Here is a 25151-nt window from a genome sequence, read left to right on the forward strand (position 1 = left end):
TTCATGATCGTCCTGGTGATCGACACGGCGCTGGGCGCCTGCACCGCCGCCGTGTTCGACGGCGAGCGGCCGCTGGGCGTGCGTTCCGAGCCGATGAGCAAGGGCCATTCCGAACGGCTGGGCGGCTTTGTGCGCGACGCGGTGGCGGAGGCCGGGATCGGCTTCGACTTGGTTGAGCGGATCGGCGTCACCGTGGGTCCGGGATCGTTCACGGGCCTGCGCGTGGGCCTGGCCTTTGCGCTGGGACTGGGCGAGGCGCTGGACCGGCCGGTGGTCGGCCTGTCGGCTCTGGACGCCCTGGCCGCCTCGGTTTCGGGCGATGAGCCCACGGCGGCCCTGATCGATGCTCGGCGCGAGCAGGTCTATGCGCGCCTGTTCCGGAATGGAGCGCCGCAGGGCGAAGCCGAGGCGCTGCCGTTGGCCGAGGCCGCGGCACGGTTGACCGGAGGGGACTGGCGGCTGGTCGGCTCGGGCGCGCCGGTGGTCGTGACCGCTCATCCCGAGCTGCGGGCGGCGATCGAGCCGCTGCCGGCGCCGAGCCCAGCGGCCCTGGCGCGCCTGACGATCGCGCTCGACCCTGAGGCGCACCCGCCCCGGCCGCTGTATCTTCGCGCGCCGGACGCCACGGCGCCGACCCGCCTGCCGGGCCAGCCACGTCAGGCGGCCGTGAAGTGACGTCGACGGCGTCGTCCGCCGACGTGCACCGGCTGGCCGCCATCCATGCCGAAGTCTTTGCCTCGCCCTGGAGCGCGGCCGAGCTGGAGGCGCTGCTCGCCCAGCCGGGGGTGCTGGTGGTGGCCGACGACGACGGCTTCATCATGCTGCGCGTGGTGCTGGATGAAGCCGAAATCCTGACGCTGGCGGTTCGACCCACAGCGCGGCGGCAGGGCCTCGGCGGTCGATTGACGGGGCAGGGGGCGCTTGAGGCCTCGCGCGCCGGCGCCCGTCGACTGTTCCTGGAGGTCGCCGAAGACAACGACGCGGCGCTGGCCCTCTACGCCCGCGCTGGATTTGTCTCGACCGGTCGGCGCAAGGGCTATTATCCGTCTTCGGACGGCCGGCGCATCGACGCCGTGGTAATGAGCCTCGATCTCGCATCGCCGGTTCTTCCCTGACGCGCGATCAGCCCCTATTCTCCGCGCATGGACCGGATCGAGAAACTTTGCGCCGACCGCGGCATGCGCATGACCGAGCAGCGGCGCGTCATCGCGCGGGTGCTGTCCTCGGCCGAGGACCATCCGGACGTGGAGGAGCTGTATCGCCGCGCTTCCTCCATCGACCCGCACATCTCGATCGCCACAGTCTACCGCACCGTGCGCCTGTTCGAGGAAGCGGGCGTGGTCGAGAAGCACGACTTCGGCGACGGCCGCTCGCGCTATGAGGAAGCGGGCGACGACCACCACGATCACCTGATCGACACTCGGACCGGCGAAGTGATCGAGTTCTTCGACGCCGAGATCGAGCGGCTGAAGTCCGAGATCGCCAAGCGGCTGGGGTTCGAACTGATCGGGCACAAGCTGGAGCTCTATGGCGTGCCGATCGAAGGCGCCGAGCCGTCCTCGCGCGAGGGTCTGATCTTCACCCGTCACGCCGCGCGGGTGAACCCGGCCGACGTGGACGTGCCCTGACGGCTGGCGCCCCCGCCTTGCCCGCGCCCGTTTCGGCGATCATAAGCCGAAACATGACCGATACCCTCGTTCCCGCCGGGTCGGAGCAGGCGCCCAAGCGCCTGTTCATCAAGACCTACGGCTGCCAGATGAACGTCTATGACTCCGAGCGCATGGCCGACGTGCTGCGCCCGCTGGGCTATGCCGAGACGGACACGCCGGACGACGCCGACTTCGTCATCCTGAACACCTGCCACATCCGCGAAAAGGCGGCGGAGAAGGTCTACTCCGAGCTCGGCAAGCTGAAGGAGCTGAAGCAGGCCAAGGCGCAGGCGTCCGGCGCCGCCATGACCATCGCCGTGGCCGGCTGCGTGGCCCAGGCCGAAGGCGAGGAGATCATGCGTCGCCAGCCGGCGGTGGACCTGGTCGTCGGCCCGCAGGCCTATCACCAGCTGCCGGAGCTTCTGACCCGCACCGCCCGCGCGCGCGGCGAGCGGATCGGCGCAGACTTCGCCCCCGTCGACAAGTTCGACGCCCTGCCGGCCGAGCGCGGCGGCACGGGCGTCACCGCCTTCCTGACGGTGCAGGAAGGCTGCGACAAATTCTGCACCTTCTGCGTGGTGCCCTATACGCGCGGCGCCGAATGGTCGCGGCCGGTCATCAAGGTGCTGGAGGAGGCGAGGGCGCTGGCCGCACGCGGCGTGCGCGAGGTCACCCTGCTGGGCCAGAACGTCAACGCCTATGACGGCGAGGGCCCGGACGGAACGCCTTGGACGCTGGCGCGGCTGGCCTATGCCCTGGCGGAGGTCCCGGGCCTCGACCGCATCCGCTACACCACCAGCCACCCCAACGACATGGGCGAGGACCTGATCGCGGCGCACGCCGATCTGGACGCCCTTATGCCTTATCTGCACCTGCCGGTGCAGTCGGGCTCGGACCGCATCCTGCGGCTGATGAACCGAAAGCATGGGCGCCAGAAGTATTTCGACCTGATCGCCCGCATCCGCGAGGCCCGGCCGGATCTGGCGCTGTCCGGCGACTTCATCGTCGGCTTCCCTGGCGAGACGGACCAGGACTTCGAGGACACGCTCGATCTGGTGCGGCAGGTGCGATACGCCAGCGCCTTCTCCTTTATGTATTCGCCCCGTCCCGGCACGCCCGCCGCCGGCATGGCCAAGCAGATCGAGCCGGAGGTCGCCAAGGCGCGGCTGCACCAGCTGCAGGCGCTGTTGCTGGAACAGCAGGTCGCCTTCAACGCGTCCCAGGCCGGACGCGTGCTGCCGGTGCTGTTCGAGAAAAAGGGCCGCCACGGCGCCCAGGCCATCGGCCGCTCGCCCTATCTCCAGTCGGTGCACGTCGAGGAGGCGGATCATCTGATCGGCCGGATCGTGCCGGTGGAGGTCGTCAGCGGCCAGCAGAACAGCCTGACCGGGCGGCTGATCGCGGACGCCTCCGACCACAATGCAGAAAGCAAAGCAGCCTGAATGGCGAGAGACTCCGAATTCCTGCCCCTGAACGACGCCGAATTGAGGGCGGTGATCGGGCCGAACAGCCGCCACGTCGCCCTGATCGAGGACGCCTTCAAGGTGCTGGTCGAGGCGCCGGGCGGCGGCGTTTCGATCAACGGCGGCGCGCGTGACCGGCAGGATGCGCGCACCGTGATCGAGGACCTGGCCAAGCGATCCGAGATGGGCGCCGAGGTGACGGAGGCGGACGTGCGCACCGCGCTCGCGAATGTTCGCGGGGGCAAGGGGGCGGGCATGGCGCTCGCCGGCGTGTCGCTGCCTGTGGGCAAGCGCGGCGCGATCGTGCCCAAGACGCCGGCCCAGGCCGCCTATCTCGACATGCTGGGGCGCTGCGAGCTGAGCTTCGGCGTGGGCCCGGCGGGGACCGGCAAGACCTTTCTGGCGGCGGCCTATGGCGCTTCGCTGCTGAGGCGTGGGCAGGTGGATCGGCTGGTCATCACCCGTCCGGCGGTCGAGGCGGGCGAGAAGCTGGGCTTTCTGCCCGGCGACCTGAACGAAAAGGTCGATCCCTATCTGGCGCCGATCTGGGAAGCCCTGAACGAAATCCTGGGGCCTGAGGACGTGCAGCGCCGGCGCGACAAGGGCGAGATCGAGGCCGCGCCGATCGCCTTTATGCGCGGCCGCACGCTGAGCCACGCCTTTATCATCGTGGACGAGGCGCAGAACACCTCGCGCATGCAGATGAAGATGGTGCTGACCCGGTTGGGCGAGGGCGCGCGCATGGTGGTGACGGGCGACCCGTCGCAGATCGACCTGTTGAACGCGCGAGATTCCGGCCTGGCGCACGCCCTGCGCATCCTCGACGGGGTCAAGGGCGTGGGCGTGCTGAAGTTCGCCGCGGGTGACGTGGTCCGCCACGCCATGGTGGAGCGGATCGTCAAGGCGTATGACGCCGACGCCGCCCGCAGCCGCCCCGGTCCGGACCTCGAAGACGCCGGATGATGATCGAGGTCGAAGTCGAGCATGACGCCTGGACCCAGGTCTTGCCGGACGTCGAGGCGCGGGTGCGTCGCGCCGGAGAGGCGGCGCTGGGCAAGGCCGAGGGCGAGGTCGTTGTGCTGCTGAGCGACGACCAGGCGGTACGCGACCTGAACGCCCGGTTCCGCAACAAGGACAAGCCGACCAACGTCCTGTCCTTCCCGGCCGCGGAAAGCGCCGCGCCGCATCTGGGCGATGTGGTGCTGGCTTACGGCGTCTGCTCTGCGGAAGCGGAAACGCAGGGCAAGACCCTGTCGGATCATCTGACCCATTTGGTGGTCCACGGCGTGCTGCACCTCCTGGGCCGCGACCATGAGGACGACTTGGAGGCCGAAGAGATGGAAGGCGAGGAGCGCGCCATTCTTGCCGATCTCGGCGTCCTCGATCCGTACCGGAACGACCATGCCGTTTGAGGCGGTGCAGGCCAAGGTGAGGGCTTGGCCCGAGGCGCGACGCAAGCCGTTCCTGCGCTGGGTCCGGATCGCGCTGGCGCTGCTGGCCGGCGCGGGCGCGGCGCTGGCGCATCCGCCGTTCGGCGTGCTGCCGGGCCTGCTCGGCTATCCGCTGCTGATGATCCTGAGCGAGCGGTCGGATCGGCCGCGCGGCGCCTTCTGGATGGGGTGGCTGGCGGGCTTCGCCTACTTCTTCATCGGCTGCTGGTGGGTGGCGGAGGCCTTTTTCGTCAATCCCGAACAGGCCTGGATGGCCCCGTTCGCGGCCAGCCTGCTTCCAGCCGGCCTGGGCCTGTTCTGGGGATGCGCCTGTGTGTTGTATCGCCGATTTGCGCCGCTCGACACGCGACGGGCGCTGCTGTTCGCCGCCCTGTTCTGTCTGTTCGAATGGCTGCGCGGCAACATCCTCACCGGTTTTCCCTGGAACCCGGCGGGGGCCAGTTGGCGCGCAGGCGGCGCGGTGTCGCAGTTCGCCTCGGTCGCCGGGGTCTATGGGTTGAGCCTGCTGACGGTCCTGGCCGTTTGCGCCTTTGCGCCCCTGATCGGGCCGGGCGGCCGGCGCGACCGATGGATCGCGGCGGGCGCGGGCGTGGCGGTGCTGATGGCCCTGTTCGCCGGGGGCTCCGCGCGGCTGGCGCAGTCGAACCTGAGGCTGACCGACACGACCGTCCGCATCGTCCAGGCCGACGTGGAGCAGGAATCCAAATGGTCGCCGGAAAGCTATCGCTCCATTGTCGATCGTTATCTGGCCCTGACATCCCAGCCCGGATCACGCCTGCCCGATGTGGTGGTGTGGCCCGAAGGCGCGCTGCCGGCCACGGCCAACGACGTCTTCGCATCCACCGACGGACAGGCGCTGGCAGAGGCGCTAAGGCCCGGCCAGACCCTGCTGATGGGCCTGTCGCGCGGCGAAGCGGCGGCCGATGCGGCGGACGGCGCACGTTACTACAACAGCCTGTTCGCCTTGCATGACGAAGGCGCGGGGCTGCGGATCGCGTCCGTCTACGACAAGCACCGGCTGGTGCCGTTCGGCGAGTATCTGCCGCTGGGCGGGCTGATGAGCACGCTGGGCGTGCGCAGCCTGGTGCACGTGCCGTCGGACTTCAGCGCCGGGCCAGTCCCTGCGCCCATCGACCTGCCGAACGCCCCGCGCGTGCAGCCGCTGATCTGTTACGAGAGCCTGTATCCGGGCTTTACGCCGGGCGCGGCGGATCGTCCGCAGTGGATCGTCAACGCCTCCAACGACGCCTGGTTCGGCAAGACGTCGGGTCCGCGCCAGCATCTGAATCTCGCCAGCTACCGCGCGATCGAGACGGGCCTGCCCATCGTGCGGGCGACGCCCACGGGCGTCTCCGCCATGATCGATTCGTGGGGCCGGATCGTCGATGGCCAAAGGCTGGAGCCCGGCGTCATGGGCGTGATCGACGCCGCGCTGCCGGCGCCGACCGGCGTCACCCCGTTCGGCCGCTGGGGCGATGGTCTGTTCTGGCTGATGCTGATCGCCGCCGGGGTCGCCGGCGGCCGGCCGGCGCGACGCGGGAGGCTGCGCTGGTAGGCGGCGAGGCAAATGCGCGCGGGGGCGAGAGGGAAAAGGACGAAGGCGCCACTCGCCACATCGACCTGGCGATGGGAGCGCGCCTGCGTGAGCTGCGCGAGGCCATGGGCCTGTCGCGCCAAGCGGTGGCCGAGGCGCTGCAGGTCTCCGAAAGCCGCATCCAGCACCACGAAGGCGGCGAGCGCGTCCCGGCCGCACGGCTCTGGCAGTTCTGCAACATCTATGGCGTGGATGTGCACGAGGTGTTCGGCGGCCTGCCGTCCTCGGTCGGCCCCCAGGCCGCCCTGGCTGAACCCGGCGTGAGGGAGGCCGGCGCCCGCTTCGAGACCGAGACCGCCGCCACCCCCGAACTGTGCGCCATTATGGAGGCCGCCGCCCAGCTGTCGCCGTTCGAGCAGAGGTTGGCGCTCGCGGCGATTCGCGGCATGGGCACGCGAAAGTTGAAACGGCCATGAAACCGCCAGACAAGCGTGACCGTATAAAGCAAAGCTGATAAGGCGCGCCAACGCGCGAGATGAACGAGGCGAGAATGGCCAGAGGCACAGGCGAAGATGGTCCCCACCCGGTAGACCGCCATGTGGGCCGCAGGGTGTGCGAAAAGCGGATCAGCCTGGGCTACAACCAGAGCGACCTGGGTCGCGCCCTGGGCCTGACCTTTCAGCAGGTGCAGAAATACGAAAAGGGCACGAACCGGATTTCGGCGTCCAAGCTGTGGGACATCGCGCGCTTCTTCGGCGTTCAGCCCGGCTATTTCTACGAGGGCCTGAATCCCGGCATGGCCGAGGATGAGGGCGAGGGTCGGGCCGCCGGCTTCGACCACGACTTCCCCGCCACCCGCCACACCATCGAGATCGCGCGCCTGACCCCGCAATTGCCGGTGCGCAAGCAGAAGCTGGTTCTGGAGATGATCCGCGAAATGGCGGGCGTCGCTTCGGCCGAAGCCGATCAGGACTGATCGGCTTCAGTTGACGGCGGTGATCTCCACCGCCTGGCCCGCAACAACGGCTTCATCCCCGACCCGCTTGCCCAGCAGCGCGCGCGCCAAAGGCGACACGTGGCTGACGGTGCCGTGTTCTGGATCGGCCTCGTCCTCGCCGACGATGCGCCAGGCCTGGGCGCGACCGTCCTCGCGCAGGATCGACACGCGCGAGCCGAAGCGGGCGGCGCCTCCGCTGTTCCCGGTCTCCACCAACTGCGCCGTGCCGCGCCGCGCCGACCAGTAGCGCAGGTCGCGCGTCGCCCGCGCCATGGCGGTGCGGTCGGTCTCGATGGACCCTTTGGCGTGAGCTGCGGCATAGGCGGCGCGCGCCTCGGACAAGGCCGCTTCGATCTGCTGCAGGCCCTCGGGCGTGACGAGGTTCGGATGCGGCGAGATCGGCCGGTCCGGCAGGTCGGCGGCGGTGGCTTCCAGATCTTCTTCGCGAGTAAAGGCGACGCTCATTCACGTCATATGGCGAGAGACACCGCCTATGGCCAGCGCGGGCGCAGCAGGGCAAAGGCTGGGCGAATGACCGATGCGCCTTTTCCTGTCCGCCACGTCGCCGTGATCGGCGCCGGCCCCGCCGGGCTGATGGCGGCCGAGCGTCTGGCGGGCGCCGGCGTGCGGGTGACGGTGCACGAGCGGATGCCGTCCGTGGCGCGCAGATTCCTGATGGCCGGACGCGGCGGGCTGAACCTGACGCATTCGGAGCCGCTGGACGCGTTCCTCCCGCGCTATGGCGGCGAGCGGGCGAGCGTCGGCAGATGGATCGAGGCTTTCTCGCCGGAGGACCTGATCGGCTGGGCCGAAGGGCTGGGCCAGCCGACGTTCGTGGGCTCCAGCGGGCGGGTGTTTCCCCGCGCCATGAAGGCCTCGCCCCTGCTGCGAGCCTGGCTGGAACGGTTGGAGGCGCTGGGGGTCGAGGTGCGCACGCGCTCGCGCTGGGTCGGGTGGCGCGACGGGGCGCTGGTGCTGGAGACGCCGGACGGAGAGCGGTTGGAGCGGCCCGACGCCGTGGTGCTGGCCTTGGGCGGCGCCAGCTGGCCGCGCCTGGGCTCGGACGGGGCCTGGCGGCCGTGGCTGGAAGGCGCGGGCGTGGCTGTCGCGCCGTTCCGGTCCGCCAACGCCGGCTTCAACATCGCTTGGTCCGAGGCGTTCAGGACGCGCTTCGCCGGCCAGCCGCTGAAGGCCGCCTTTTCTTTCGGCGGGCGCACCATCCGAGGCGAGGCGATGATCTCCGCCTATGGCGTAGAGGGCGGAGCGGTCTATGCGCTGTCTGCAGTCTTGCGTGAGGCGATCGATGCGGACGGGCAGGCGGTGCTGAGCATTGATCTGAAGCCTGATCTCAGTCTTGAACGGCTGATCGATCGGCTGGAGCGGCCACGCGGCAAGGCCAGCCTGTCGAACCATCTGCGCAAGGCCGCGGGGCTGGAGCCGCTGGCCGTCGGCCTGATGCGCGAGGCCGGCGAGCTGCCGGTGCAAGGTCCGACGTTGGCCGAACGGATCAAGGCGACGCCGCTGCGGCTCATCGCCATGCAGGGACTGGACCGCGCCATCTCCTCGGCCGGCGGCGTGCGTATGGACCAGACGAACGCCGGCCTGATGCTGAAGGCGCGGCCCGGCGTGTTCGTCGCCGGCGAGATGCTGGATTGGGAGGCGCCGACCGGCGGCTATCTGCTTCAGGCCAGTTTCGCCTCGGGCGCTGCGGCGGCGGCGGGCGTGCTGTCGTGGCTGGGCTTGTCGGCGGATGATCGGGCGGGAGGAACCGCCTGATCTTTCGACGCTTCCCCTTGCGAAGGTCGGAAACCCCATGCCCCAAACCGCCCCGCAGGTCGCCGAAGAGTCGACCACCGACCGCAAGACCTTTCGGCTGGAGGCGTTCAGCGACGCGGTGCTGGCGATCGCCATGACCCTGCCGCTGACCGAGCTGCTGCTCGACCCGATCCCCGACGGGGGACCGCTGACCGAAGCCTATCGGGAAACGATCCCGATCTACTTTTCCTATGTTTCAAGCTTCGTGGTGATCGGCGTCTACTGGGCGCATTCGCACTTCAGCGGCAAGATCTACCGAAAGACCGACCACGGCTTCAACCTGCTGACCCTGGTGTTCCTGGTCTCGGTCAGCGTGACGGCGGTGCCGAACACGCCGTTCTTTCTGCACATCGACGATCCGGACAATGTGCAGCTGGCGTCATCGGTCTACAGCTGGACACTGGCTGGCCCATCGATCGCCTGGCTGGTGCGGTGGTTGTACGGCGTCCGCGCCGGCCTGCTCGATCCGACTCTGACGTCCGCCTATGTGCGGCGCGCCACGCTGAAACACGCCGCCGCCGCCGTGGCCTTTGTGGCGGCCGCGCTGATCACCCAGGCCGGCTTCTGGCGCGTCGGCATGGGGCTCGACGCCTTGCTGATCGCCAGCTATCTGCTGCCGCCGATGAAGCCGCTGTACCAGCCGGGTCAGGCGCCGGAGGACGACATCCAGGAAGCGGACGAGCGCTGATCAGACCGCGCCGTCCTCCTCCAGCACCAGCTCCGGCGGAGCGTTCACCGGATCGGCGCGCAGGGGCAGGTGCAGAATAAAAGTCGCGCCCTTGCCCGGCTCGCTTTCGACCTCGGCCCAGCCGCCGTGCAGCTCGACCAGCGCCTTGACCAGGGCCAGGCCGACGCCCGGCCCGCCGCGCTCGCGTCGCACGAAGCGATCAAAGACGTGGGCCTGCATGTGATAGGGGATGCCGCGCCCGGTGTCGGCGATGCGGATGCGCACCTCCGACGGACCGCGCTCGGCGCTGAGCGACACCGCCCCGCCTTCTCCAACCGCGCGCGCGGCGTTGTCCAGCAGATGATCCAGCGCCTGTCCGATGCGCCCCGCATCGGCGCGGATCGGGCCCAGCCCGTCGGGGCACGAGACGGTCAGGATCGCGCCACGCCCCTTCACCCGAGCGCGCACCTTGTCGGCCGCTTCATCCAGCAGGTCGCAGACGCGCAGGTCGCCCAAGGACAGCTCCATCTCGCCGGCGTCGATCTGGGCCATGTCCAGCACGTCGTCGATGGAACGGGCCAGGTGGCTGGCCGCGACGCGGATGGCGCCGGCGTGCTGACGGCTGCGCTCGGGCAGATCGCCCAGCGTCTCCAGCAGCTCGGAATAGCCGACAATGGTAGTCAGCGGCGTGCGCAGTTCATAGGAGACGCTGCCCACGAACTCGCGCTTCAGCGCCTGGCTTTCGGCCAAGGCGGCCTCGCGTTCGGCGAGCGCCTTTTCGAGCTTGCGGCGCGCGGTGACGTCCGAGAAGGCCACCAGGGTGGCGCCGTCCGGCAGCGGCCGGGTCTGCCATGCGGCCATGCGGCCGTCGGCGGTGCGGCTCTCGCCCGAGATGGCGACGCGGCTTTCGGGATCGGGATCGGCCACGCGCGCCTTCAGCCCCAGCCACAGGGCGGGATCAGGCAGCACCGCCTTGCACAACTCGGCGATGGCGTCGAAGTCGCGCGCCTGCGCCAGCCGCTCGCCCGACAGGCTCCAGAAGCTCTCGAACGCCTCGTTGTGCAGGCGCAATCGTCCATCCGAGCCGAACACGGCCACCGCGTCGTTCAGCTTGTCCAGCGTGGCGGTCTGGACCTGCAGCTGAGCGTTGAAGCGGCTGCGCAGCTTCAGCTCGTCGGTGATGTCCGAGAACAGCAGCAGGACGCCCCCCAGCGGGTGCGGCTGGCGCACCACGCGCAGGGTGCGGCCGTCGGGTAGGGACCAGCTGTCGTCCGGCGCGGCCTCCGACGCTTCGTAGAACTCGAGCTCGCGCGCCTTCCAGCCGGCGTAATCGACGACTTCGGGCAGCTGACGACGCTGGCGTAGGCGGTCGAGCAGTTCGGCATGGGTCGGCCGCTCGTCCAGCCAGGCGGGATCGATGTCGAACAGGGTCTGGAAGGCGGTGTTGTGAAAGGCCAGGCGGCGCTGCGGGCCGAAGATGGCCACGGCGTCGGCCAGATGGTTCAGCGTCTCGTCGTGGGCCTCGACGTGGCGGCGCAGGGTGTCGCGGGTCTCCTCCGCCTCGGTCATGTCCAGGGCAAAGGCCAGCACCGCGCCCGTGCCGCCCGCCGCCGGCTCGGCCAGGATGCGCCAGGCGCGGCGGCGACCGCCCCCGGTGGTCCAGCGAAAGCCCTCCTGCCGCACGCCCAGCCGCATGGCCTCCGCCACCAAGGCGTCGGCGCCGCGATCGAATGTCAGGCCCTTTTCCTGCGCCTCGGCGAGATCGGCGGCGCGCACCTCGCTCAGCCAGGCGCGGTTGGCCCAGGCCAGGCGTCCGGCGGCGTCCACCACCCAGGTCGGGACGGGCGAGGCGTCGGCCAGAACGCCCAGGCCGCTCTCGGCCGCATCGCCGCCGCCCATGCCGGGCAAGGCGTTTTCCAGCGGCGACAGGCGCAGCCAGGCGGCGCCGCCGGCGACCCGCCCCGCCACGCGCCAGGGTCGGGCGTCGCCAGGCGCCTCGATCAGGGCGTCGAACGGCTCGCCCGCTTCGACCAGGGCGCGGATGCGCTCGTCCTGGGTCGGCGCCAGCAGCGCCAGCACGGCCCCCGGCGAGGCCCAGGCGTCGCCGGTCAGGGCGGCGGTCGCGTCGGGCGGGCCGGCCAGGGCGTCGGCGGCCCCGTCAGGCGTCAGCGACAGGCTGATTTCGTCCATCGCCGCCAGGGCGCCGTTGCGGCGCGCCAGGTCCGCCTGCAGGGCCTCCAGCCTCTGGGCGTCCGACGCGGCCTGAGCCTGCAGACGCGCGCGCAGGCGCACGGCCCAGGCGCTGACCGCAAGGGCCAGGCCGGCCGCGCCCGCGGTTGCGACATAGGCGATGTCGGCCTCGGCCATGGACGTATGATGTCTCCGTGGGCGACGTCCGCCCGATTCGGCGTTTACCATACCCCGGACCGGTGAAAAGCGATGCGTCCGCAGACGGATCAGCGGCGGCGTTCGGCCGTCTTGTGACGAGGCGCGCAATGGTCATACATCCCGAGACATGAACGCCCATGCCCCGCTCGATCAGGTCGCCCCGTCGCTCGACGACTTCGCCCGCCTCGCGCGAGAGGCTTTTGACGCCCTGCCCGAGCCGTTCCGCAGGGCGGCGGGCGAGGTGGTGTTCCGCATCGACGACTTCGCCGACGAGACGACGCTGAGCGACCTGGGCATCGAAGACGCGTTCGAGCTGACCGGCCTTTACCACGGGGTGGACATCGGCCAGCGAGACGGGCTGGGTCCCGCCGCCGAGCCGTCGCGCGTGTTTCTGTATCGCCGACCGATCCTGGACGAATGGTGCGAACGGGGCGACGTGACCCTGTCCGACCTGATCGCGCATGTGCTGATCCATGAGATCGGCCACCACTTCGGCCTGTCGGACGACGACATCGACGCGATCGAGGCGAACGCTGACTGAACGGGCGCGAGGTCGATCGAGCCGCTTCACGCAATCAGCGCGACCGAACGCAGCGGCAGGCTATGATCAAGGCGTCAAGCGCGGAACCAGCCGCCAGATGCGCAAGGGATGCCGCACCGAACCGGCCTCGGCGCCGGCGGCCTGGCCCCGACCCATGTAGAGGTCGGCGCGAACGGGGCCGCGAATGGCCGAGCCGGTGTCCAGCGCCATCACCAGCCCGCGATAGCTGGAGCGCGCGCCGCGAAGGTTTCCGCCGTCCGCCTCGACCCAGGCGAGATCGCCATAGCGCCAACTGGCCGGATCGATCGCGATGGCGCGCCGCGCCGGCAGCGGCACGCCGGCCGCGCCCGCCGGATCGCCGCCGTCGTCCGGATCGGTCCTGAAGAAGATGTAGCGCGGGTTCAGCGCCATGACCCTTTGCGCCTCTGTACCGCGATGGTCCGCCAGCCAACGGCTGATGGCCTCTCCCGAGGTTCCGTTCGCCGGCAGCAGGCCTTGCTGCGCCATCGGCCGCGCGATGCCCACGAAAGGCTTGCCGTTGTCGGCCGCATAGGCGGCGCGCATTCGCCCGCCGTCCTCGAACGTCAGATAGCCCGAGCCCTGGATCTGCATGAAAAACAGGTCCTCGGCCCGCATCCAGGCCAGCGCCCGGTCCGCGCGCGCGCCGCCCTCGATCGCCGAACGATCACCGGCGCTCTTGGGACTGGCGGGGACGGGAAGGACGGGGGCCGAGAACTCCGGATCGGGTCGCCGGCGGGCCGGATACTCGGGCGCGAAATAGGCGGTCAGCAGGCTGGGACGGTCCGGCGACGGATCGGCCTCGATCGCCGTGAAGCTGGCTTCCAGAAACGCGCGCGCGTCGCTGGGCGTCACGCGGCTCGCGGCGAGCCCCTTGGCGCGTTCGCACAGTCGGCGCGCGGCCGTCTCGCGCGAGACGCCGCAGCCGCGAAGATAGGCGTTGAAGGCGCCTAGGTGATCCTCCTCCGCCCAGCCGGGCAGGGCGGCGGGGCTGACCCCCGGTCCCGGCTGGGGCGAAACCGGCAGAGGCGGCGTAGGCGTCGTGGGAGCGGGATAGGCCGGCCGCGTCGGCGCAGGCGGGGCGGCGGTCGAACAGGCGGCCAGCCACAAGCCGATCACGCCCATGGATGCGCCGATCAGGACGCGGGAACTCACCCGCCCCTGGCGTCCCCGCGCCGCCACGACGTGGCTCATCAGGCCGAGGCCGCCTCGACGCGGGCCAGCACCCAGTTGGGATCGGAGGCGCCCAGCGTCCGCTCGAACGTCCAGTGTTCGGCGGTGCGGCGTTCTTCCGTGGTCGGCTCGCCGGTGAGCTGGTCGGCCGACTGACCGGCCGCATTGACCACCTTGCTGCGCAGCTCGGCCAGGAAGCGCACCTTGGTCACGGCGCGGTCACCCTCCACCGTGCCGCTCTCCAGGTCGGCGCGGGGCGGATAAAGGAACTCGACCTGTTCGGTCTCGCCCCGGGTTTCGCGCGCGGCGATGCCGGCCTCGAACGAGTTCATCACGGCGGGCGCGAGCAGCGGCTTCAGCGTCGTGCGATCACCAGAGGCGTAGGCCCGCACGATGGTCTCATAGGCCTGGCGCGCGCCCTCCAGGAAGCGGGCCGGATCAAAGCCGGGATCGCGCGCCTTCAGGCCGGCGATGGCGGCCAGCGTCGCCGCGTCCACTCCGGGGGTCTTTGGAACCGCCGGTTGGTCCGGTCCAGCCGGGGAGGGCAGGGGCGTGCGAGCCTTGTTGTCCTCGGGCTGGCGACCGACGCGCTTGCCCAGCACATTGTAGAGCTGGAACAGCACAAAGGCTGCGATCAGGGCGAAGATCACGATCTGGAACGAAACCGGCAAGGCGTCTGTCCTGTCTTGGGAGGCCGGACTCCGCCGGCCGTTACACGCTTAGGCACACATATAGGGCAGAGCAAGGCGATCCGCTCCCTTCGGACCGCACGCGACGTTGCGGCCAAGCGTCCCGCCATGGTAGTCGCCCGGCCTTCATTCCGCCTTCGGGCGCTTAAATCCACGGCCCTATCCATGACCGACGCCGCCCCGCCCGCCGACCTGCCGCAAGGCGACCAGCCGCAAGATCAGGCCCTGCAAGGCCAGCCCGCCGGCCCCGGCTTCCGCATCCTGGCCCAGTATGTGCGCGACTTCTCGTTCGAGAACCCGCGCGCGCCGGAATCGCTGCGCATCGACGGCAAGCCCGCGATCGACCTGGGCGTCGAGATGGCGGCGCAAGGCCGTCCCGACGGCCTGTTCGAACTGGACCTGAAGCTGTCGGTCAAGGCGACGCACGAGAACCAGCCGGTGTTCCACGTGGAACTGGTCTATGGCGGCTTGTTCCAGCTGGCCAATGTGCAGGAGCGCGACATCGAGCCGCTGCTGCTGATCGAATGTCCGCGCTACCTGTTCCCGTTCGCCCGCGAGATCATCTCGGGCGCCACGTCGGACGGCGGCTTCTATCCGCCCTTCATGCTGGACCCGATCGACTTCGCCGCGATCTATATCGCCCGCCAGCAGCAGATCGCCCAGGGTCCGACCGAAGCCGGGATGGCGTAAGCATCTAAAGATCTCCCTCCCCCTCGGGGGAGGGTCGTCGCGCTAGCGACGGGGTGGGGGCGGCTCGGCGACAAGCCGCCCTTCTCTTCGCTTGTAGCGATGGATCACCTTGCCGCCCCCACCCGACCGCTGCGCGGCCACCCTCCCCGGACGGGGAGGGAAAGGTCACGCCGCCGCGTCTTCCTGAACGACCTGAACGCCCTGAGCCGACCACAGCGAGTGGTCGCTCAACACCGATCGCAGGAACTCGACATGAGCGGCGCGTTCGGCAGGCGTCGACAGGGGCGCCAGCGGCCGGGGTCGTGGCGGATAGGCTGTGGCGGCGACTGCCGCTGAGGCGCCGCCCGCGCGCGCGCCCGACAGGTCCAGCACCCGCTCCTTGCCGCCGCGCAGCTCGAGATAGACCTCGGCCAGCAGGCGCGCGTCGATCAGCGCGCCGTGCAGGCTGCGTTCGACCAGCGAAATCTTGAAGCGCTTGCACAGGGCGTCCAACGAGTTGGCCATGCCGGGGAACCGCTTCTGCGCCAGTTGCAGCGTGTCGATCCAGCGCGCCTCGCCCGTGATCGGGTGACCGCAACGGCCGCATTCGTGGTCAATGAAGTTGCGGTCAAAGGCGGCGTTATGGGCGATGATCTGGGCGTCGCCGATGAAGTCCATCAGGTCGTGGACGACCTCGTGGAACTTGGGCGCGTCGCGGACCTTGTCGTCTGTGATGCCGTGGACCTTGATCGCATCGGGCGGGATCAGCCGCTCTGGATTGACGAAGCGGTGAAAGGTCCGGCCGGTCGGCAACAGGTCCTCAATCTCGATGCAGCCGACCTCGATCAGCCGGTCGCCCGTCTTCGGGTCGAAGCCGGTGGTTTCGGTATCCAGAACGATCTCGCGCGCCATGGCTTCTTAATGGGCGTGTTCGCACCTTTGCGAAAGAGTCACGGGCGGCGCCGAGGTGATGTCCACAGCGGATTGAGCACCGTAGCGACCACAGCCCGCACCTGATCTCGCGCCGCCTCCATCCCCTCGCCCGTCTCGATGACGAAGTCGGCCCGCGCGCGTTTCTCGGCGTCCGGCGTCTGGCGGGCGAGGATGGCGTCCAGCCGCTCGCGGGTCATGCCTGGACGGGCCAGAACGCGGGCGGCCTGCACCTCGGCGCGCGTGGTGACCACCACCACCGCGTCCACGGCGGCGTAGACGCCGGTCTCGAACAGCAGGGGGATGTCCAGAACCGCTAGGCGCACGCCGGCGCGTTCCGCCGCCTCCAGATCGGCCGATCGCCCCTGCAGCACCAGCGGGTGCACGATCGTCTCCAGCCGCCGGAAGGCGGTCTCGTCGCGTCCCAGCGCCTCGGCCAGGCGCGCACGATCGACCGCGCCATCGATGACGACGCCAGGAAAGGCGTCCGCGATCGGGCCGACCGCCGCGCCGCCCGGTGCATAGAGGGCGTGCACGGCCGCATCGGCGTTCCAGATCAGGGCGCCGAACTCTGCGAACATTGCCGCCGTGGTCGACTTGCCCATGCCGATCGATCCGGTCAGCCCCAGCACGATCACGCGGCCGTCTCCAGATGGCGGATCAGCAGCGCGCGGAGGTCGAGCGGCGGCGGCGCCTGACCGAAGGCGCCTTCGAACAGCGGCGCCGCCTGGCCGATCAGCATGGCCAGTCCGTCCACGACGACAAGGCCGCGGGCGCGCGCCGCCTGCAGAAAGGGCGTGACGACCGGCCGATAGGTCATGTCCATCACCACCGCGTCGGCGCGCAGGCGGGCGAGGTCAAACTCCGGCTGAACGCTGAGGGCGTTGATCACCAGGTCGGCGTCGTCCAGCGCCTCGTCTCCGGCCGCCTCCACTCCGTGCCCCAGATCGGCGGCAAGCGCCGAGGCCCGCTCGTGTGTTCGGTTGACGATGCGCACCTCCGCGCCCGCCTGGACCAGCGCGCCCGCGCCCGCCCGCGCCGCGCCGCCCGCGCCCAGCAGCGCGACGCGCGCGCCGTCCAGCATCAGCTTCGGCGCCTGGGTCTTCAACGCCGTCAACAGCCCCAATCCATCCGAGCTGTCGGCCCGGATGCGGCCGTCCTCGAACAGCAGGATGTTGGCCGATCCCGTCAGGCGCGCCGCCTCGCTGGCCTCGTCCGCATGGGCGAACGCCTGTTCCTTGAAAGGGGCGGTGACGTTCAGCGCCCGGATCATGCCGGCGCGACCGGCGGCGACCAGCGTCTGGAATCCCGCCTCGTCCATAGGAGAAAAAGGTACATAGGCCGCATCCAGCCCCGCCGCCTCGATCCAGGCGTTGTGGATCACCGGGCTGAGGGAATGAGCGACCGGCCTCCCGACGATGCCCAGGACGACGGCCCCGCCCGTGATGCGCGCCCTCATGCCGGCAACGCTCCGACGTGGCGAAGCTGTTTCAGCACCGCCCACAGAGGCAGGCCCAGCACGGTGAAATAGTCGCCGTCGATCCGCTCGAACAGCTGGGCGCCCAGCCCCTCCAGCCGATAGGCGCCGACGCAGGACAGCAGCGCCTTGCCCTCGGCCTGGAGGTAGGCGCCCAGGAAGGCGTCGGAGAACGGCCGCACCTGCATGGTCGCGGTCTCGACGCCCGACCAGACCACCTCGCCGCCGCGCGCCAGCGCCGCGCCCGAATGGAGCGCATGCGAGCGACCGCGCATGGCCGACAATCGCGCTTTCGCCTCTTCAAGCGACCGGGCCTTGGAGACCAGGCCGCCGTCGAAGGCCAGCGTCTGGTCGCCGCCCAGCACCCAGGCGTCCGGTTGCAGACGCGACACCGCCACCGCCTTGGCCTTTGCCAACTCCACGGCGAGAGCGGCGGCGTCGATCACGCCGAGTTCGGCCTTGAGCGCCGCCTCATCGACCGGCGCGACCTCGACGCGGAACAGGACGCCCGCGCCCTGCAGCATCTCGCGCCGGGCGGCGCTGCCCGACGCCAGGATCAGCTCGGGGGCGCTCACCAGCTGGCGCCCACGCGCTGGGTGCGACGCTCGTTCAGCAGGTTGACGATGGCGGCGGCGGTTTCCTCGACCGAGCGGCGGGTCACGTCGATGGTCGGCCAGCCGCGTCGCTCAAAGGCGCGGCGCGCCTTGATGGTCTCGTCGCGTACGGCGTCCTGGTCGGTATAGGTCGAGCCCTGGTTGGCGTTCAGGTTGTCGATGCGGTTTCGGCGGATCTGCACCAGGCGATCGGGCGAGACCGTCAGACCGATGACCAGCGGGTTCTTCAAACCCGTCAGCCGCTCGCCGTCCTCCTGGCCCGGCACCAGCGGCACATTGGCGGCCCGGATGCCGCGGTGCGCCAGATAGATGCAGGTCGGCGTCTTGGAGGTGCGGCTGACCCCGCACAGCACCACGTCCGCGCCCTCCAGCTGTTCGGACGTGCCCTGGCCGTCGTCATAGGCCATGGCGAAATCCAGCGCCGCGATGCGGTTGAAATAGTCGTGGTCCAGCGCGTGCTGGGCCCCGACCCGCTTTGACAGCGAGGCTCCCAGATACCGCGACAGGGCGCCGACCAGCGGATCGAGCGCGCCGATCTGGGGCATGTCCAGACGCCTGCAGCCTTCCTCCAGCTGCTCGCGCAGATCGCGGTCCACCAGGGTGTGGAGAACCACGCCCGGCGCGGTCTCGATCTCTTCCAGCACCCGATCCAGCTGCTTGGACGAACGAACCAGGGCGTAGATGTGCTCGATCGGAATAACCCCGTCGAAGCGGGCCGTGACCGCCTTGGCCATGGCGTTCAGCGTCTCGCCGGTCGAGTCCGACACAAGGTGGACGTGGAAATAGGTGGCCAGCCGAAGCGGCGCCGCCGTTCTGCCGGGACCTCTGCCGGGACTTGTAACTGGGCTCATGGCGGGCCTCATCTGGCTTGATCGACTGTGGACATCCGGTGGGCGCCCGAGCTCGAATTTCCGTCCGCATCCTATAGCGCCGGCCGCGAGCTAGAGCGAGCGGGGGACCGTGAGGATGACTCCGATCCCGCGCGGTCAAACTATCCAGCGCGGGACAGCCGGATCGATCGTACCTGTGGATTTTCTTACCAAAGGGTTAACGCCAGTTAGCTATCTTCCATGCGTCAAGGCCCGCAAAGCCGCCCATCTTAAGGGTTCATTAAGGATCGGCGAGCGGCGCCGGCCGCCTCGGGAGGCCTCTGGATGTTCCGGCAGGCTGCGTGGATATCCGCTTTTGTTCTCGGGATGACTGCGGATTCATCCTCGTCATTCCATGGCCCTACCTGCTTCCACGATTCTTCTAATTCTTATTTTGATTAGGGATTGAGCGCGGGGGGTGGGGACCGTAAGCCTTCAGACCATGACCACGCCTTTGCTGACCACGCCTCTGCTCATCAGGGCCTTGCAAGGCGAGACGCTGGACCGGCCGCCGGTCTGGTTCATGCGTCAGGCGGGACGCTATCTGCCGGAATACCGCGCCCTGCGCAGCCAGGCGCCGGACTTCATCGCCTTTTGCCTGAACCCGGAGATGGCGGCCGAGGCGACTCTGCAGCCGATGCGGCGGTTCGGCTTCGACGCCGCCATCATCTTCGCCGACATCCTGCTGATCCCTCGCGCCCTGGGCCAGGACGTGTGGTTTGAGGCGGGGGAGGGGCCAAGGCTTGGCCGCATGCCCGAGCCGGATCAGATGCGTCCGCTCGCCGCCTCCGCCGGAGAGCATCTGTCGGCGGTCGGCGGCTCGCTCAGCCGGGTGCGGGCGGCGTTGGAGCCCGAGCGGGCGCTGATCGGCTTTTGCGGCGCGCCCTGGACCGTGGCGACCTATATGCTGGACGGCGAGGCCCGCACCATCGGCAAGGGCGAGCGGACGCAGGCGCGAACCTATGCCTATGCCGATCCCCGGCGGGTCGAGGCGACGCTGGAGGTGCTGGTCGAAGCCAGCGCCCATTATCTGAAGATGCAGGCCGACGCCGGCGCACAGGTTCTCAAGATTTTCGAAAGCTGGGCGGAAGGGTTGCCCGACGACCTGTTCGAGACCTTGGTGCTGCGGCCGCATCAGGCGCTGGTGCGGCGCGTTCGGGAGCTGGGCGTCACGGCCCCGCTGATCGGCTTCCCGCGCGGCTCGGCGGCCTTGGCCGAGCGTTACGCCCAGGAGGTCGCGGTGGACGCGGTGGCGCTGGACACCGCCTGTCCGCTCGAGGTCGGTCGCCGCGTCCAGGCGATCAAGCCGATCCAGGGCGCGCTCGATCCGCTGCTGCTGCGCGCCGGCGGCGAGGCGCTGGATCGTCGCGTCGATCAGCTGATGGAGGCCTGGGGGCAAGGGCCGTGGATCTTCAACCTGGGGCACGGCATCCTACCGGACGTGCCGATCGCCCATGTGGAGCGGGTGCTGACGCGGATCGGCGCCCAATGACCGACATGCCGGCGGAAAGCGGCGTCAAGGGTCGGCGCATCGCGGTGGTGCTGTTCAACCTCGGCGGGCCGGACGACCAGGCTTCGGTGAAGCCATTCCTGTTCAACCTGTTCAACGATCCGGCGATCATCGGACTGCCGGGCTTTGCGCGCACGCCTCTGGCCCGGCTGATCTCGTCGCGCCGGGAGAAGACGGCCCAGGCCAACTACGGCCTGATGGGGGGCGGCTCGCCGCTGCTGCCCGAAACGCGCAAGCAGGCTGAGGCTCTGGAGAGTTCGCTGAACGACCGGCTGGGCGGCGACGAGGTGCGGGTGTTCATCGCCATGCGCTATTGGCGGCCGCTGACGGAGGAGACCGCAGCGGACGTCGCCGTGTTCGGCCCCGACGAGATCGTGCTGTTGCCCCTCTACCCGCAGTTCTCGACCACCACCTCCCAGTCGTCGCTGAAGCTGTGGAATGAGGCCTACGCCGGCTCCGGCCGGTCGCGCACCGTCTGCTGCTATCCGGAGGGCGCGGGCTGGATCGAGGCGCAGGTCGAGGCGGTCCGACAGAAGCTGGTCGAAGCCGGCGACCAGCGGGTGCGGGTCCTGTTCTCGGCCCATGGCATTCCCGAAAGCTTGGTCGAGAAGAAGGGCGATCCCTATCAGGCGCAGGTCGAGGCGACGGTGGCCGCCGTGGTCGCGCGGCTGGCGGTCGAGGGGATCAGCATCGATCACGCCCTGTGCTACCAGAGCCGGGTCGGGCCGATGAAATGGCTGGGGCCGTCCACGCCGGAGGCGTTGGAACAGGCCGCGCGCGATCGCGTCGGCGTGGTGGTTGTCCCGATCGCCTTTGTGTCCGAGCACGTCGAGACCCTGGTCGAGCTGGACATCGAATATGGCGAACTGGCGCACAGGCTGGGCGTGGCGCCCTATCTGCGCGCGCCGGCCGTGGGGGCCGAGCCGGCTTTCATCAGCGGTTTGGCCGACGCCGTGCTGGACGCCCTGCCGCGCATCGGATCGGCTCCGTTCGGCCCCGGGTGTCGCAAGCCGTGGAAGGCTTGCCCCCACCTCTGCCCGGGAAAGGCTGAAGCCGCATGACCGCCTATGACCTCGCGCGGGGCCTGCACATCCTGGCGGTGATCGCCTGGATGGCGGGCCTTTTGTTCCTGCCTCGGCTCTATGCCTACGACGCGGAGCAGGCGGCGAAGCCGGAGCCTCTGCGCGGCGAGATGCAGGCGCTGCTGCGGACGTGGCAGACGCGGCTGCTGCGCATCATCGTCAATCCGGCGATGATCCTGGCCTGGGGCTTCGGCCTCTGGCTGATCCACCTGGACACGGTTGCGCGCGGCGCGGCGTTTCTGCTCGAGCCGTGGATGCTGACCAAGCTGGCCGGGGTGCTGCTGCTCAGCGGCTGGCATGGCTTTCTGGCCGGACAGCGCCGGAAGATCGCGGCGGGAGCGTCCAGATACTCCAGCCGCTTCTGGCGCATGACCAATGAGGTTCCGTTCCTGCTGGCCATCGTCATGGTGCTGTCGGTGACGACGGAGTGGCGGTTCTAGAGCCGCCGCTCAGCTTGACCTCGCCTGCCGCCTGTGGTTCCGCTGTTCGCGAACCGTGAGGCGAGACCCGCCTGCGGTCCCTCTCTCTTTGCGACGCCTGCCGATCGACCGGCGGGAGCCCGTCGCGCCTCCCTGTCTGCGGCCCCTGGCCGACAATCTGGATGAACAGCGCCCGCGCGGGGATCGCCCGCGTGCGCGCGACCGCGAGCCCTGCCATGACCGACGTCCGCGACACCGACATCACCACGCCCGAGGCAGAGACCCTGGATGCCGATCAGGTCCAGGACAGCCTGCCGACCGGCGACGAGGGCGTGGTCGATCAGGAGGCCAATGAAGAGGACGACGGAGAACCCGTCGTCTCCAACGGCCGCATCACCCTGGCCGAGCTGAACGAAAAGACCCCGGCCGATCTGGTCGCCTTCGCCGAGGGGCTCGAGGTCGAGAACGCCTCCAACCTGCGCAAGCAGGACCTGCTGTTCGCCATCCTCAAGGCCCTGGCCGAGGAAGAGGTGGAGATCATCGCCGACGGCGTTCTGGAGATCCTGCCGGACGGCTTCGGCTTCCTGCGCAGTCCGGACGCCAACTACCTGCCGGGACCGGACGACATCTATGTCTCGCCCTCGCAGATCCGCCGCTTCGGCCTGCGCTCGGGCGACACGGTGCACGGCGCGGTGCGCGGCCCCCGTGAGGGCGAGCGCTATTTCGCCCTGCTCAAGGTCGACACAATCAATCTGGAAGACCCCGAGGCGGTCAAGACCAAGGTCCTGTTCGACAACCTGACCCCGCTCTATCCCGAAGAGCGCCTGAACATGGAAATCCAGGACCCGACGCTTCGCGATCGCTCGGGCCGGGTCATCGACATCGTGGCGCCGCTCGGCAAGGGCCAGCGCTGCCTGATCGTGGCCCCGCCGCGCGTCGGCAAGACGGTGATGTTGCAGAACATCGCCAAGTCGATCGAGCGCAACCACCCGGAGGTCTTCCTGATCGTCCTGTTGATCGACGAGCGCCCGGAAGAAGTCACCGACATGCAGCGCACCGTGAAGGGCGAGGTCGTGGCCTCCACCTTTGACGAGCCGGCCACCCGCCACGTCGCCGTCGCCGAAATGGTGATCGAAAAGGCCAAGCGCCTGGTCGAGCACAAGAAGGACGTGGTGATCCTGCTGGACTCCATCACCCGCCTGGGCCGCGCCTACAACGCCACGGTGCCGTCGTCGGGCAAGGTGCTGACGGGCGGCGTCGACGCCAACGCCCTGCAACGGCCCAAGCGCTTCTTCGGCGCGGCGCGCAATGTGGAGCAGGGGGGCTCGCTGACCATCATCGCCACGGCCCTGATCGACACCGGCAGCCGGATGGACGAAGTGATCTTCGAAGAGTTCAAGGGCACCGGCAACTCGGAAATCGTGCTCGACCGCAAGGTCGCCGACAAGCGCATCTTCCCGGCCATCGACGTGCTGAAGTCCGGCACCCGCAAGGAAGACCTGATCACGCCCAAGGAGCAGCTGGCCAAGACCTATGTCCTGCGCCGCATCCTGAACCCGATGGGACCACAGGACGCTATCGAGTTTCTTCTCGACAAGCTGCGTCAGTCGAAGAACAACTCGGACTTCTTCCAGTCGATGAACACCTGAGACAAGCGGCGCGAGCCGATGTTTCACGTGGAACGAAGATGATGGCGAGGACGCTCCATCCTCCCCTCTTGGGCGAGGGGGACCGCGGAGCGGTGGAGGGGGTTAGCCCCACACGCATTGCTTGTGGTCAGCTTCCTCCGCCATGCTGCACATGGTCCCCCTCCCCCAAGAGGGGAGGATCGAGATGACCGACACTATCTTCGCTCTCGCCACACCGCCGGGACGCGGCGCCATCGCCGTGATCCGCCTGTCTGGCCCCGGGGTTGATGAAACCCTGAAGCAACTCGGTGCGGGCGCCCTGACGCCGCGGCTGGCCGCCGTCCGAACCCTCTCTTATGCAGCCGAGCACATCGATCAGGCTCTGGTTCTGCGCTTCGTCGCGCCGGGGTCCTACACCGGCGAAGACGCGGCCGAGCTGCACCTCCATGGCGGTCGCGCCGTGGTGGAGGCAGCCCAGCGCGCGTTAATTGCGCTCGGCCTGCGACCGGCCGAGCCGGGGGAGTTCACACGACGCGCCTTCCAGAATGGCCGCATGGACCTGACCCAGGCCGAAGCGGTCGCCGACCTGATCGACGCCGAAACGGCCGCCCAGGCGCGCCAGGCGCTCGGTCAGCTCGAGGGTCGGCTGAGCGAAACCTATTCCGGTTTTCGCCGCGATCTTCTGCACGCGCTCGCCCTGATCGAAGCCGAGATCGACTTCCCGGACGAAGACGTGCCGGACAATCTCGCGCTGACTGCCGGCCCCGTGCTGGACCGGCTGGCCAATGACTTCCGCGCCGCCATCGCCACCGGAGAGCGCGGCGAGCGGGTGCGCGAAGGCTATCGCATCGTCCTGATCGGCGAAACCAACGCCGGCAAGTCGTCGTTGTTCAACGCCCTGGTGCAGCGCGAGGCCGCCATCGTCACGCCGATCGCGGGGACCACCCGGGACGTGCTGGACGCCGATCTGATCATCGGCGGCTACGCCGTCACCCTTTCCGACACCGCCGGTCTGCGCGACAGCGACGACCCGGTGGAGGCCGAGGGCGTTCGACGTGCGCGCGCTCGCGCGGAGGCGGCGGACCTTCGCCTGTGGGTCCGCGCGCCCGGCGATCCGACCAGTGCTGCGGCGACCTATGTGCGCCCCGGCGATCTTGTCATCGCCAACAAGGCCGATCTCGGCGGCGGCCTGTCGGGCGAAGAGTTGGAGGTGCTGAACGTCAGCACCCGCTCGGGCGAAGGACTGTCGACACTACACGACTGGCTTGCCGCACGTCTTCAACGCGACCTCGCCGGCGCCGATTTCCCCGCGGTCACCCAGGCGCGTCACCGACTGCGCTTGGAAGAGGCGCTTCAGTCGGTGGAGGCGTCCCGACACATGCTGAGCCGATCGCCCGAGATGGCGGGCGAAGATCTGCGACGGGCGGGGGAGGCGCTAGCGCGCGTCACCGGCGCGATCGGTGTCGAGGACATACTCGGCGAGGTGTTTTCCACCTTCTGCATCGGGAAGTAATACCGATGTTCCACGTGAAACCCAGCTAGGCGGCGCCTGCCTGCTACGCTGGCGA

General features: G+C 69.3%; 27 protein-coding genes. 18 read left to right on the forward strand and 9 right to left on the reverse strand.

Annotation, left to right across the window (positions count from 1 at the left end):
* The first annotated feature begins 3 nt into the window (after positions 1 to 3).
* The 9 genes from tsaB to KY493_RS12950 all read left to right on the forward strand — a co-directional run bounded on the left by tsaB (position 4) and on the right by KY493_RS12950 (position 7073).
* Entirely contained in the window at positions 4 to 675 is a 672-nt protein-coding gene (tsaB, locus tag KY493_RS12910) for a tRNA (adenosine(37)-N6)-threonylcarbamoyltransferase complex dimerization subunit type 1 TsaB (RefSeq protein WP_219896728.1), read from the forward strand.
* A complete protein-coding gene (rimI, locus tag KY493_RS12915) occupies positions 672 to 1115 on the forward strand; it encodes a ribosomal protein S18-alanine N-acetyltransferase (protein ID WP_219896729.1) in 444 nt (147 codons plus the stop codon). Before tsaB ends, rimI begins: the two co-directional genes overlap by 4 nt.
* Positions 1116 to 1142: 27 nt before the next feature.
* The gene (locus KY493_RS12920) at positions 1143 to 1628 is read left to right on the forward strand and encodes a Fur family transcriptional regulator (RefSeq protein ID WP_219896730.1); all 486 of its coding nucleotides are present in this window, start codon (positions 1143 to 1145) and stop codon (positions 1626 to 1628) included.
* Positions 1629 to 1681: 53 nt separating this feature from the next.
* The gene (miaB, locus tag KY493_RS12925) at positions 1682 to 3091 is read left to right on the forward strand and encodes a tRNA (N6-isopentenyl adenosine(37)-C2)-methylthiotransferase MiaB (protein WP_219896731.1); all 1410 of its coding nucleotides are present in this window, start codon (positions 1682 to 1684) and stop codon (positions 3089 to 3091) included.
* Positions 3092 to 4075: a PhoH family protein gene (locus KY493_RS12930; protein WP_219896732.1), complete on the forward strand. Its 984-nt coding sequence runs from the start codon at positions 3092 to 3094 to the stop codon at positions 4073 to 4075.
* Positions 4075 to 4524 carry an rRNA maturation RNase YbeY gene (ybeY, locus tag KY493_RS12935; RefSeq protein WP_219898567.1) on the forward strand — a complete coding sequence of 150 codons (450 nt, stop codon included), beginning with the start codon at positions 4075 to 4077 and terminating at the stop codon, positions 4522 to 4524. The genes KY493_RS12930 and ybeY overlap by 1 nt, the downstream gene beginning before the upstream one ends.
* Positions 4525 to 4540: 16 nt before the next feature.
* Positions 4541 to 6118 (forward strand): apolipoprotein N-acyltransferase, encoded by a 1578-nt coding sequence (lnt, locus tag KY493_RS12940; protein WP_370627384.1) that lies wholly within the window; start codon positions 4541 to 4543, stop codon positions 6116 to 6118.
* 71 nt (positions 6119 to 6189) lie between these two features.
* The gene (locus KY493_RS12945; protein ID WP_219896734.1) at positions 6190 to 6573 is read left to right on the forward strand and encodes a helix-turn-helix domain-containing protein; all 384 of its coding nucleotides are present in this window, start codon (positions 6190 to 6192) and stop codon (positions 6571 to 6573) included.
* 74 nt (positions 6574 to 6647) lie between these two features.
* Positions 6648 to 7073 (forward strand): helix-turn-helix domain-containing protein, encoded by a 426-nt coding sequence (locus tag KY493_RS12950; protein ID WP_219896735.1) that lies wholly within the window; start codon positions 6648 to 6650, stop codon positions 7071 to 7073.
* Positions 7074 to 7079: 6 nt separating this feature from the next.
* Here the strand turns inward: KY493_RS12950 and greA are convergent, their stop codons facing one another.
* Complete coding sequence (gene greA, locus KY493_RS12955) at positions 7080 to 7559, reverse strand: transcription elongation factor GreA (protein WP_219896736.1); 480 nt, start codon at positions 7557 to 7559, stop codon at positions 7080 to 7082.
* A 66-nt stretch (positions 7560 to 7625) separates the two neighbouring features.
* On the opposite strand from greA, the gene KY493_RS12960 reads away from it, so the two are divergent.
* Positions 7626 to 8870 (forward strand): TIGR03862 family flavoprotein, encoded by a 1245-nt coding sequence (locus tag KY493_RS12960; protein ID WP_219896737.1) that lies wholly within the window; start codon positions 7626 to 7628, stop codon positions 8868 to 8870.
* A 37-nt stretch (positions 8871 to 8907) separates the two neighbouring features.
* Positions 8908 to 9597 carry a TMEM175 family protein gene (locus KY493_RS12965; RefSeq protein ID WP_219896738.1) on the forward strand — a complete coding sequence of 230 codons (690 nt, stop codon included), beginning with the start codon at positions 8908 to 8910 and terminating at the stop codon, positions 9595 to 9597.
* Here KY493_RS12965 and KY493_RS12970 read toward each other — a convergent pair whose 3' ends face one another.
* Positions 9598 to 11943 (reverse strand): ATP-binding protein, encoded by a 2346-nt coding sequence (locus KY493_RS12970; RefSeq protein ID WP_219896739.1) that lies wholly within the window; start codon positions 11941 to 11943, stop codon positions 9598 to 9600.
* A 148-nt stretch (positions 11944 to 12091) separates the two neighbouring features.
* Here KY493_RS12970 and KY493_RS12975 point away from each other — a divergent pair, with 148 nt between their 5' ends.
* The gene (locus KY493_RS12975) at positions 12092 to 12505 is read left to right on the forward strand and encodes a metallopeptidase family protein (RefSeq protein WP_219896740.1); all 414 of its coding nucleotides are present in this window, start codon (positions 12092 to 12094) and stop codon (positions 12503 to 12505) included.
* Positions 12506 to 12571: 66 nt separating this feature from the next.
* On the opposite strand, the gene KY493_RS12980 is transcribed toward KY493_RS12975, so the two are convergent.
* Together KY493_RS12980 and timA are read right to left on the reverse strand one after the other, a co-directional pair.
* A complete protein-coding gene (locus KY493_RS12980) occupies positions 12572 to 13648 on the reverse strand; it encodes an MltA domain-containing protein (RefSeq protein ID WP_219898568.1) in 1077 nt (358 codons plus the stop codon).
* A gap of 68 nt (positions 13649 to 13716) precedes the next feature.
* On the reverse strand, positions 13717 to 14367 hold the full coding sequence (gene timA / locus KY493_RS12985) for a TIM44-related membrane protein TimA (protein WP_219896741.1): 651 nt from the start codon (positions 14365 to 14367) through the stop codon (positions 13717 to 13719).
* Positions 14368 to 14550: 183 nt separating this feature from the next.
* Here timA and secB point away from each other — a divergent pair, with 183 nt between their 5' ends.
* Entirely contained in the window at positions 14551 to 15075 is a 525-nt protein-coding gene (gene secB / locus KY493_RS12990) for a protein-export chaperone SecB (protein WP_219896742.1), read from the forward strand.
* Positions 15076 to 15240: 165 nt separating this feature from the next.
* Here the strand turns inward: secB and dnaQ are convergent, their stop codons facing one another.
* From dnaQ to KY493_RS13015, 5 genes are read right to left on the reverse strand one after another with little or no spacing between them, the layout of a single operon-like run.
* Positions 15241 to 15966 carry a DNA polymerase III subunit epsilon gene (gene dnaQ / locus KY493_RS12995; RefSeq protein ID WP_219896743.1) on the reverse strand — a complete coding sequence of 242 codons (726 nt, stop codon included), beginning with the start codon at positions 15964 to 15966 and terminating at the stop codon, positions 15241 to 15243.
* Between the two features lie 38 nt (positions 15967 to 16004).
* A complete protein-coding gene (gene coaE, locus KY493_RS13000; RefSeq protein ID WP_219896744.1) occupies positions 16005 to 16622 on the reverse strand; it encodes a dephospho-CoA kinase in 618 nt (205 codons plus the stop codon).
* Positions 16619 to 17443 (reverse strand): shikimate dehydrogenase, encoded by an 825-nt coding sequence (locus KY493_RS13005; protein WP_219896745.1) that lies wholly within the window; start codon positions 17441 to 17443, stop codon positions 16619 to 16621. The genes coaE and KY493_RS13005 overlap by 4 nt, the downstream gene beginning before the upstream one ends.
* Positions 17440 to 18036, reverse strand: a complete 597-nt coding sequence (locus tag KY493_RS13010; protein ID WP_219896746.1) for a nucleoside triphosphate pyrophosphatase — start codon at positions 18034 to 18036, stop codon at positions 17440 to 17442. The genes KY493_RS13005 and KY493_RS13010 overlap by 4 nt, the downstream gene beginning before the upstream one ends.
* On the reverse strand, positions 18033 to 18926 hold the full coding sequence (locus tag KY493_RS13015; protein ID WP_255567899.1) for a pyruvate, water dikinase regulatory protein: 894 nt from the start codon (positions 18924 to 18926) through the stop codon (positions 18033 to 18035). The genes KY493_RS13010 and KY493_RS13015 overlap by 4 nt, the downstream gene beginning before the upstream one ends.
* Before the next feature lie 460 nt (positions 18927 to 19386).
* Between KY493_RS13015 and hemE the strand changes: the two genes are divergently transcribed.
* The 5 genes from hemE (at position 19387) to mnmE (ending at position 25096) form a co-directional block, all read left to right on the forward strand.
* Positions 19387 to 20436 carry a uroporphyrinogen decarboxylase gene (hemE, locus tag KY493_RS13020; protein ID WP_219896748.1) on the forward strand — a complete coding sequence of 350 codons (1050 nt, stop codon included), beginning with the start codon at positions 19387 to 19389 and terminating at the stop codon, positions 20434 to 20436.
* A gap of 5 nt (positions 20437 to 20441) precedes the next feature.
* Entirely contained in the window at positions 20442 to 21515 is a 1074-nt protein-coding gene (hemH, locus tag KY493_RS13025) for a ferrochelatase (RefSeq protein WP_219898570.1), read from the forward strand.
* A complete protein-coding gene (locus KY493_RS13030) occupies positions 21512 to 21976 on the forward strand; it encodes a CopD family protein (protein ID WP_219896749.1) in 465 nt (154 codons plus the stop codon). The genes hemH and KY493_RS13030 overlap by 4 nt, the downstream gene beginning before the upstream one ends.
* Before the next feature lie 377 nt (positions 21977 to 22353).
* Positions 22354 to 23604 (forward strand): transcription termination factor Rho, encoded by a 1251-nt coding sequence (gene rho / locus KY493_RS13035; RefSeq protein WP_370627385.1) that lies wholly within the window; start codon positions 22354 to 22356, stop codon positions 23602 to 23604.
* Positions 23605 to 23788: 184 nt separating this feature from the next.
* Complete coding sequence (gene mnmE / locus KY493_RS13040) at positions 23789 to 25096, forward strand: tRNA uridine-5-carboxymethylaminomethyl(34) synthesis GTPase MnmE (RefSeq protein WP_219896751.1); 1308 nt, start codon at positions 23789 to 23791, stop codon at positions 25094 to 25096.
* Positions 25097 to 25151 lie beyond the last annotated feature (55 nt).

Origin of the sequence: Brevundimonas sp. PAMC22021, assembly GCF_019443405.1 — a bacterium.
Lineage (GTDB): Bacteria > Pseudomonadota > Alphaproteobacteria > Caulobacterales > Caulobacteraceae > Brevundimonas.

Excerpts from the sequence above, each read along its gene's own strand:
- KY493_RS12980 (WP_219898568.1), bottom strand. The coding sequence starts at position 13,648 with ATGGGCGTGATCGGCTTGTGGCTGGCCGCCTGTTCGACCGCCGCCCCG.
- KY493_RS13030 (WP_219896749.1), top strand. The coding sequence starts at position 21,512 with ATGACCGCCTATGACCTCGCGCGGGGCCTGCACATCCTGGCGGTGATC.
- hemH (WP_219898570.1), top strand. The coding sequence starts at position 20,442 with ATGCCGGCGGAAAGCGGCGTCAAGGGTCGGCGCATCGCGGTGGTGCTG.
- greA (WP_219896736.1), bottom strand. The coding sequence starts at position 7,559 with ATGAGCGTCGCCTTTACTCGCGAAGAAGATCTGGAAGCCACCGCCGCC.
- KY493_RS13015 (WP_255567899.1), bottom strand. The coding sequence starts at position 18,926 with ATGAGCCCAGTTACAAGTCCCGGCAGAGGTCCCGGCAGAACGGCGGCG.
- KY493_RS12965 (WP_219896738.1), top strand. The coding sequence starts at position 8,908 with ATGCCCCAAACCGCCCCGCAGGTCGCCGAAGAGTCGACCACCGACCGC.
- KY493_RS12945 (WP_219896734.1), top strand. The coding sequence starts at position 6,190 with ATGGGAGCGCGCCTGCGTGAGCTGCGCGAGGCCATGGGCCTGTCGCGC.
- KY493_RS12960 (WP_219896737.1), top strand. The coding sequence starts at position 7,626 with ATGACCGATGCGCCTTTTCCTGTCCGCCACGTCGCCGTGATCGGCGCC.
- KY493_RS12950 (WP_219896735.1), top strand. The coding sequence starts at position 6,648 with ATGGCCAGAGGCACAGGCGAAGATGGTCCCCACCCGGTAGACCGCCAT.
- KY493_RS12975 (WP_219896740.1), top strand. The coding sequence starts at position 12,092 with ATGAACGCCCATGCCCCGCTCGATCAGGTCGCCCCGTCGCTCGACGAC.
- dnaQ (WP_219896743.1), bottom strand. The coding sequence starts at position 15,966 with ATGGCGCGCGAGATCGTTCTGGATACCGAAACCACCGGCTTCGACCCG.
- mnmE (WP_219896751.1), top strand. The coding sequence starts at position 23,789 with ATGACCGACACTATCTTCGCTCTCGCCACACCGCCGGGACGCGGCGCC.
- KY493_RS12930 (WP_219896732.1), top strand. The coding sequence starts at position 3,092 with ATGGCGAGAGACTCCGAATTCCTGCCCCTGAACGACGCCGAATTGAGG.
- KY493_RS13005 (WP_219896745.1), bottom strand. The coding sequence starts at position 17,443 with ATGAGGGCGCGCATCACGGGCGGGGCCGTCGTCCTGGGCATCGTCGGG.
- secB (WP_219896742.1), top strand. The coding sequence starts at position 14,551 with ATGACCGACGCCGCCCCGCCCGCCGACCTGCCGCAAGGCGACCAGCCG.
- hemE (WP_219896748.1), top strand. The coding sequence starts at position 19,387 with ATGACCACGCCTTTGCTGACCACGCCTCTGCTCATCAGGGCCTTGCAA.
- KY493_RS12970 (WP_219896739.1), bottom strand. The coding sequence starts at position 11,943 with ATGGCCGAGGCCGACATCGCCTATGTCGCAACCGCGGGCGCGGCCGGC.
- ybeY (WP_219898567.1), top strand. The coding sequence starts at position 4,075 with ATGATCGAGGTCGAAGTCGAGCATGACGCCTGGACCCAGGTCTTGCCG.
- tsaB (WP_219896728.1), top strand. The coding sequence starts at position 4 with ATGATCGTCCTGGTGATCGACACGGCGCTGGGCGCCTGCACCGCCGCC.
- KY493_RS12920 (WP_219896730.1), top strand. The coding sequence starts at position 1,143 with ATGGACCGGATCGAGAAACTTTGCGCCGACCGCGGCATGCGCATGACC.
- miaB (WP_219896731.1), top strand. The coding sequence starts at position 1,682 with ATGACCGATACCCTCGTTCCCGCCGGGTCGGAGCAGGCGCCCAAGCGC.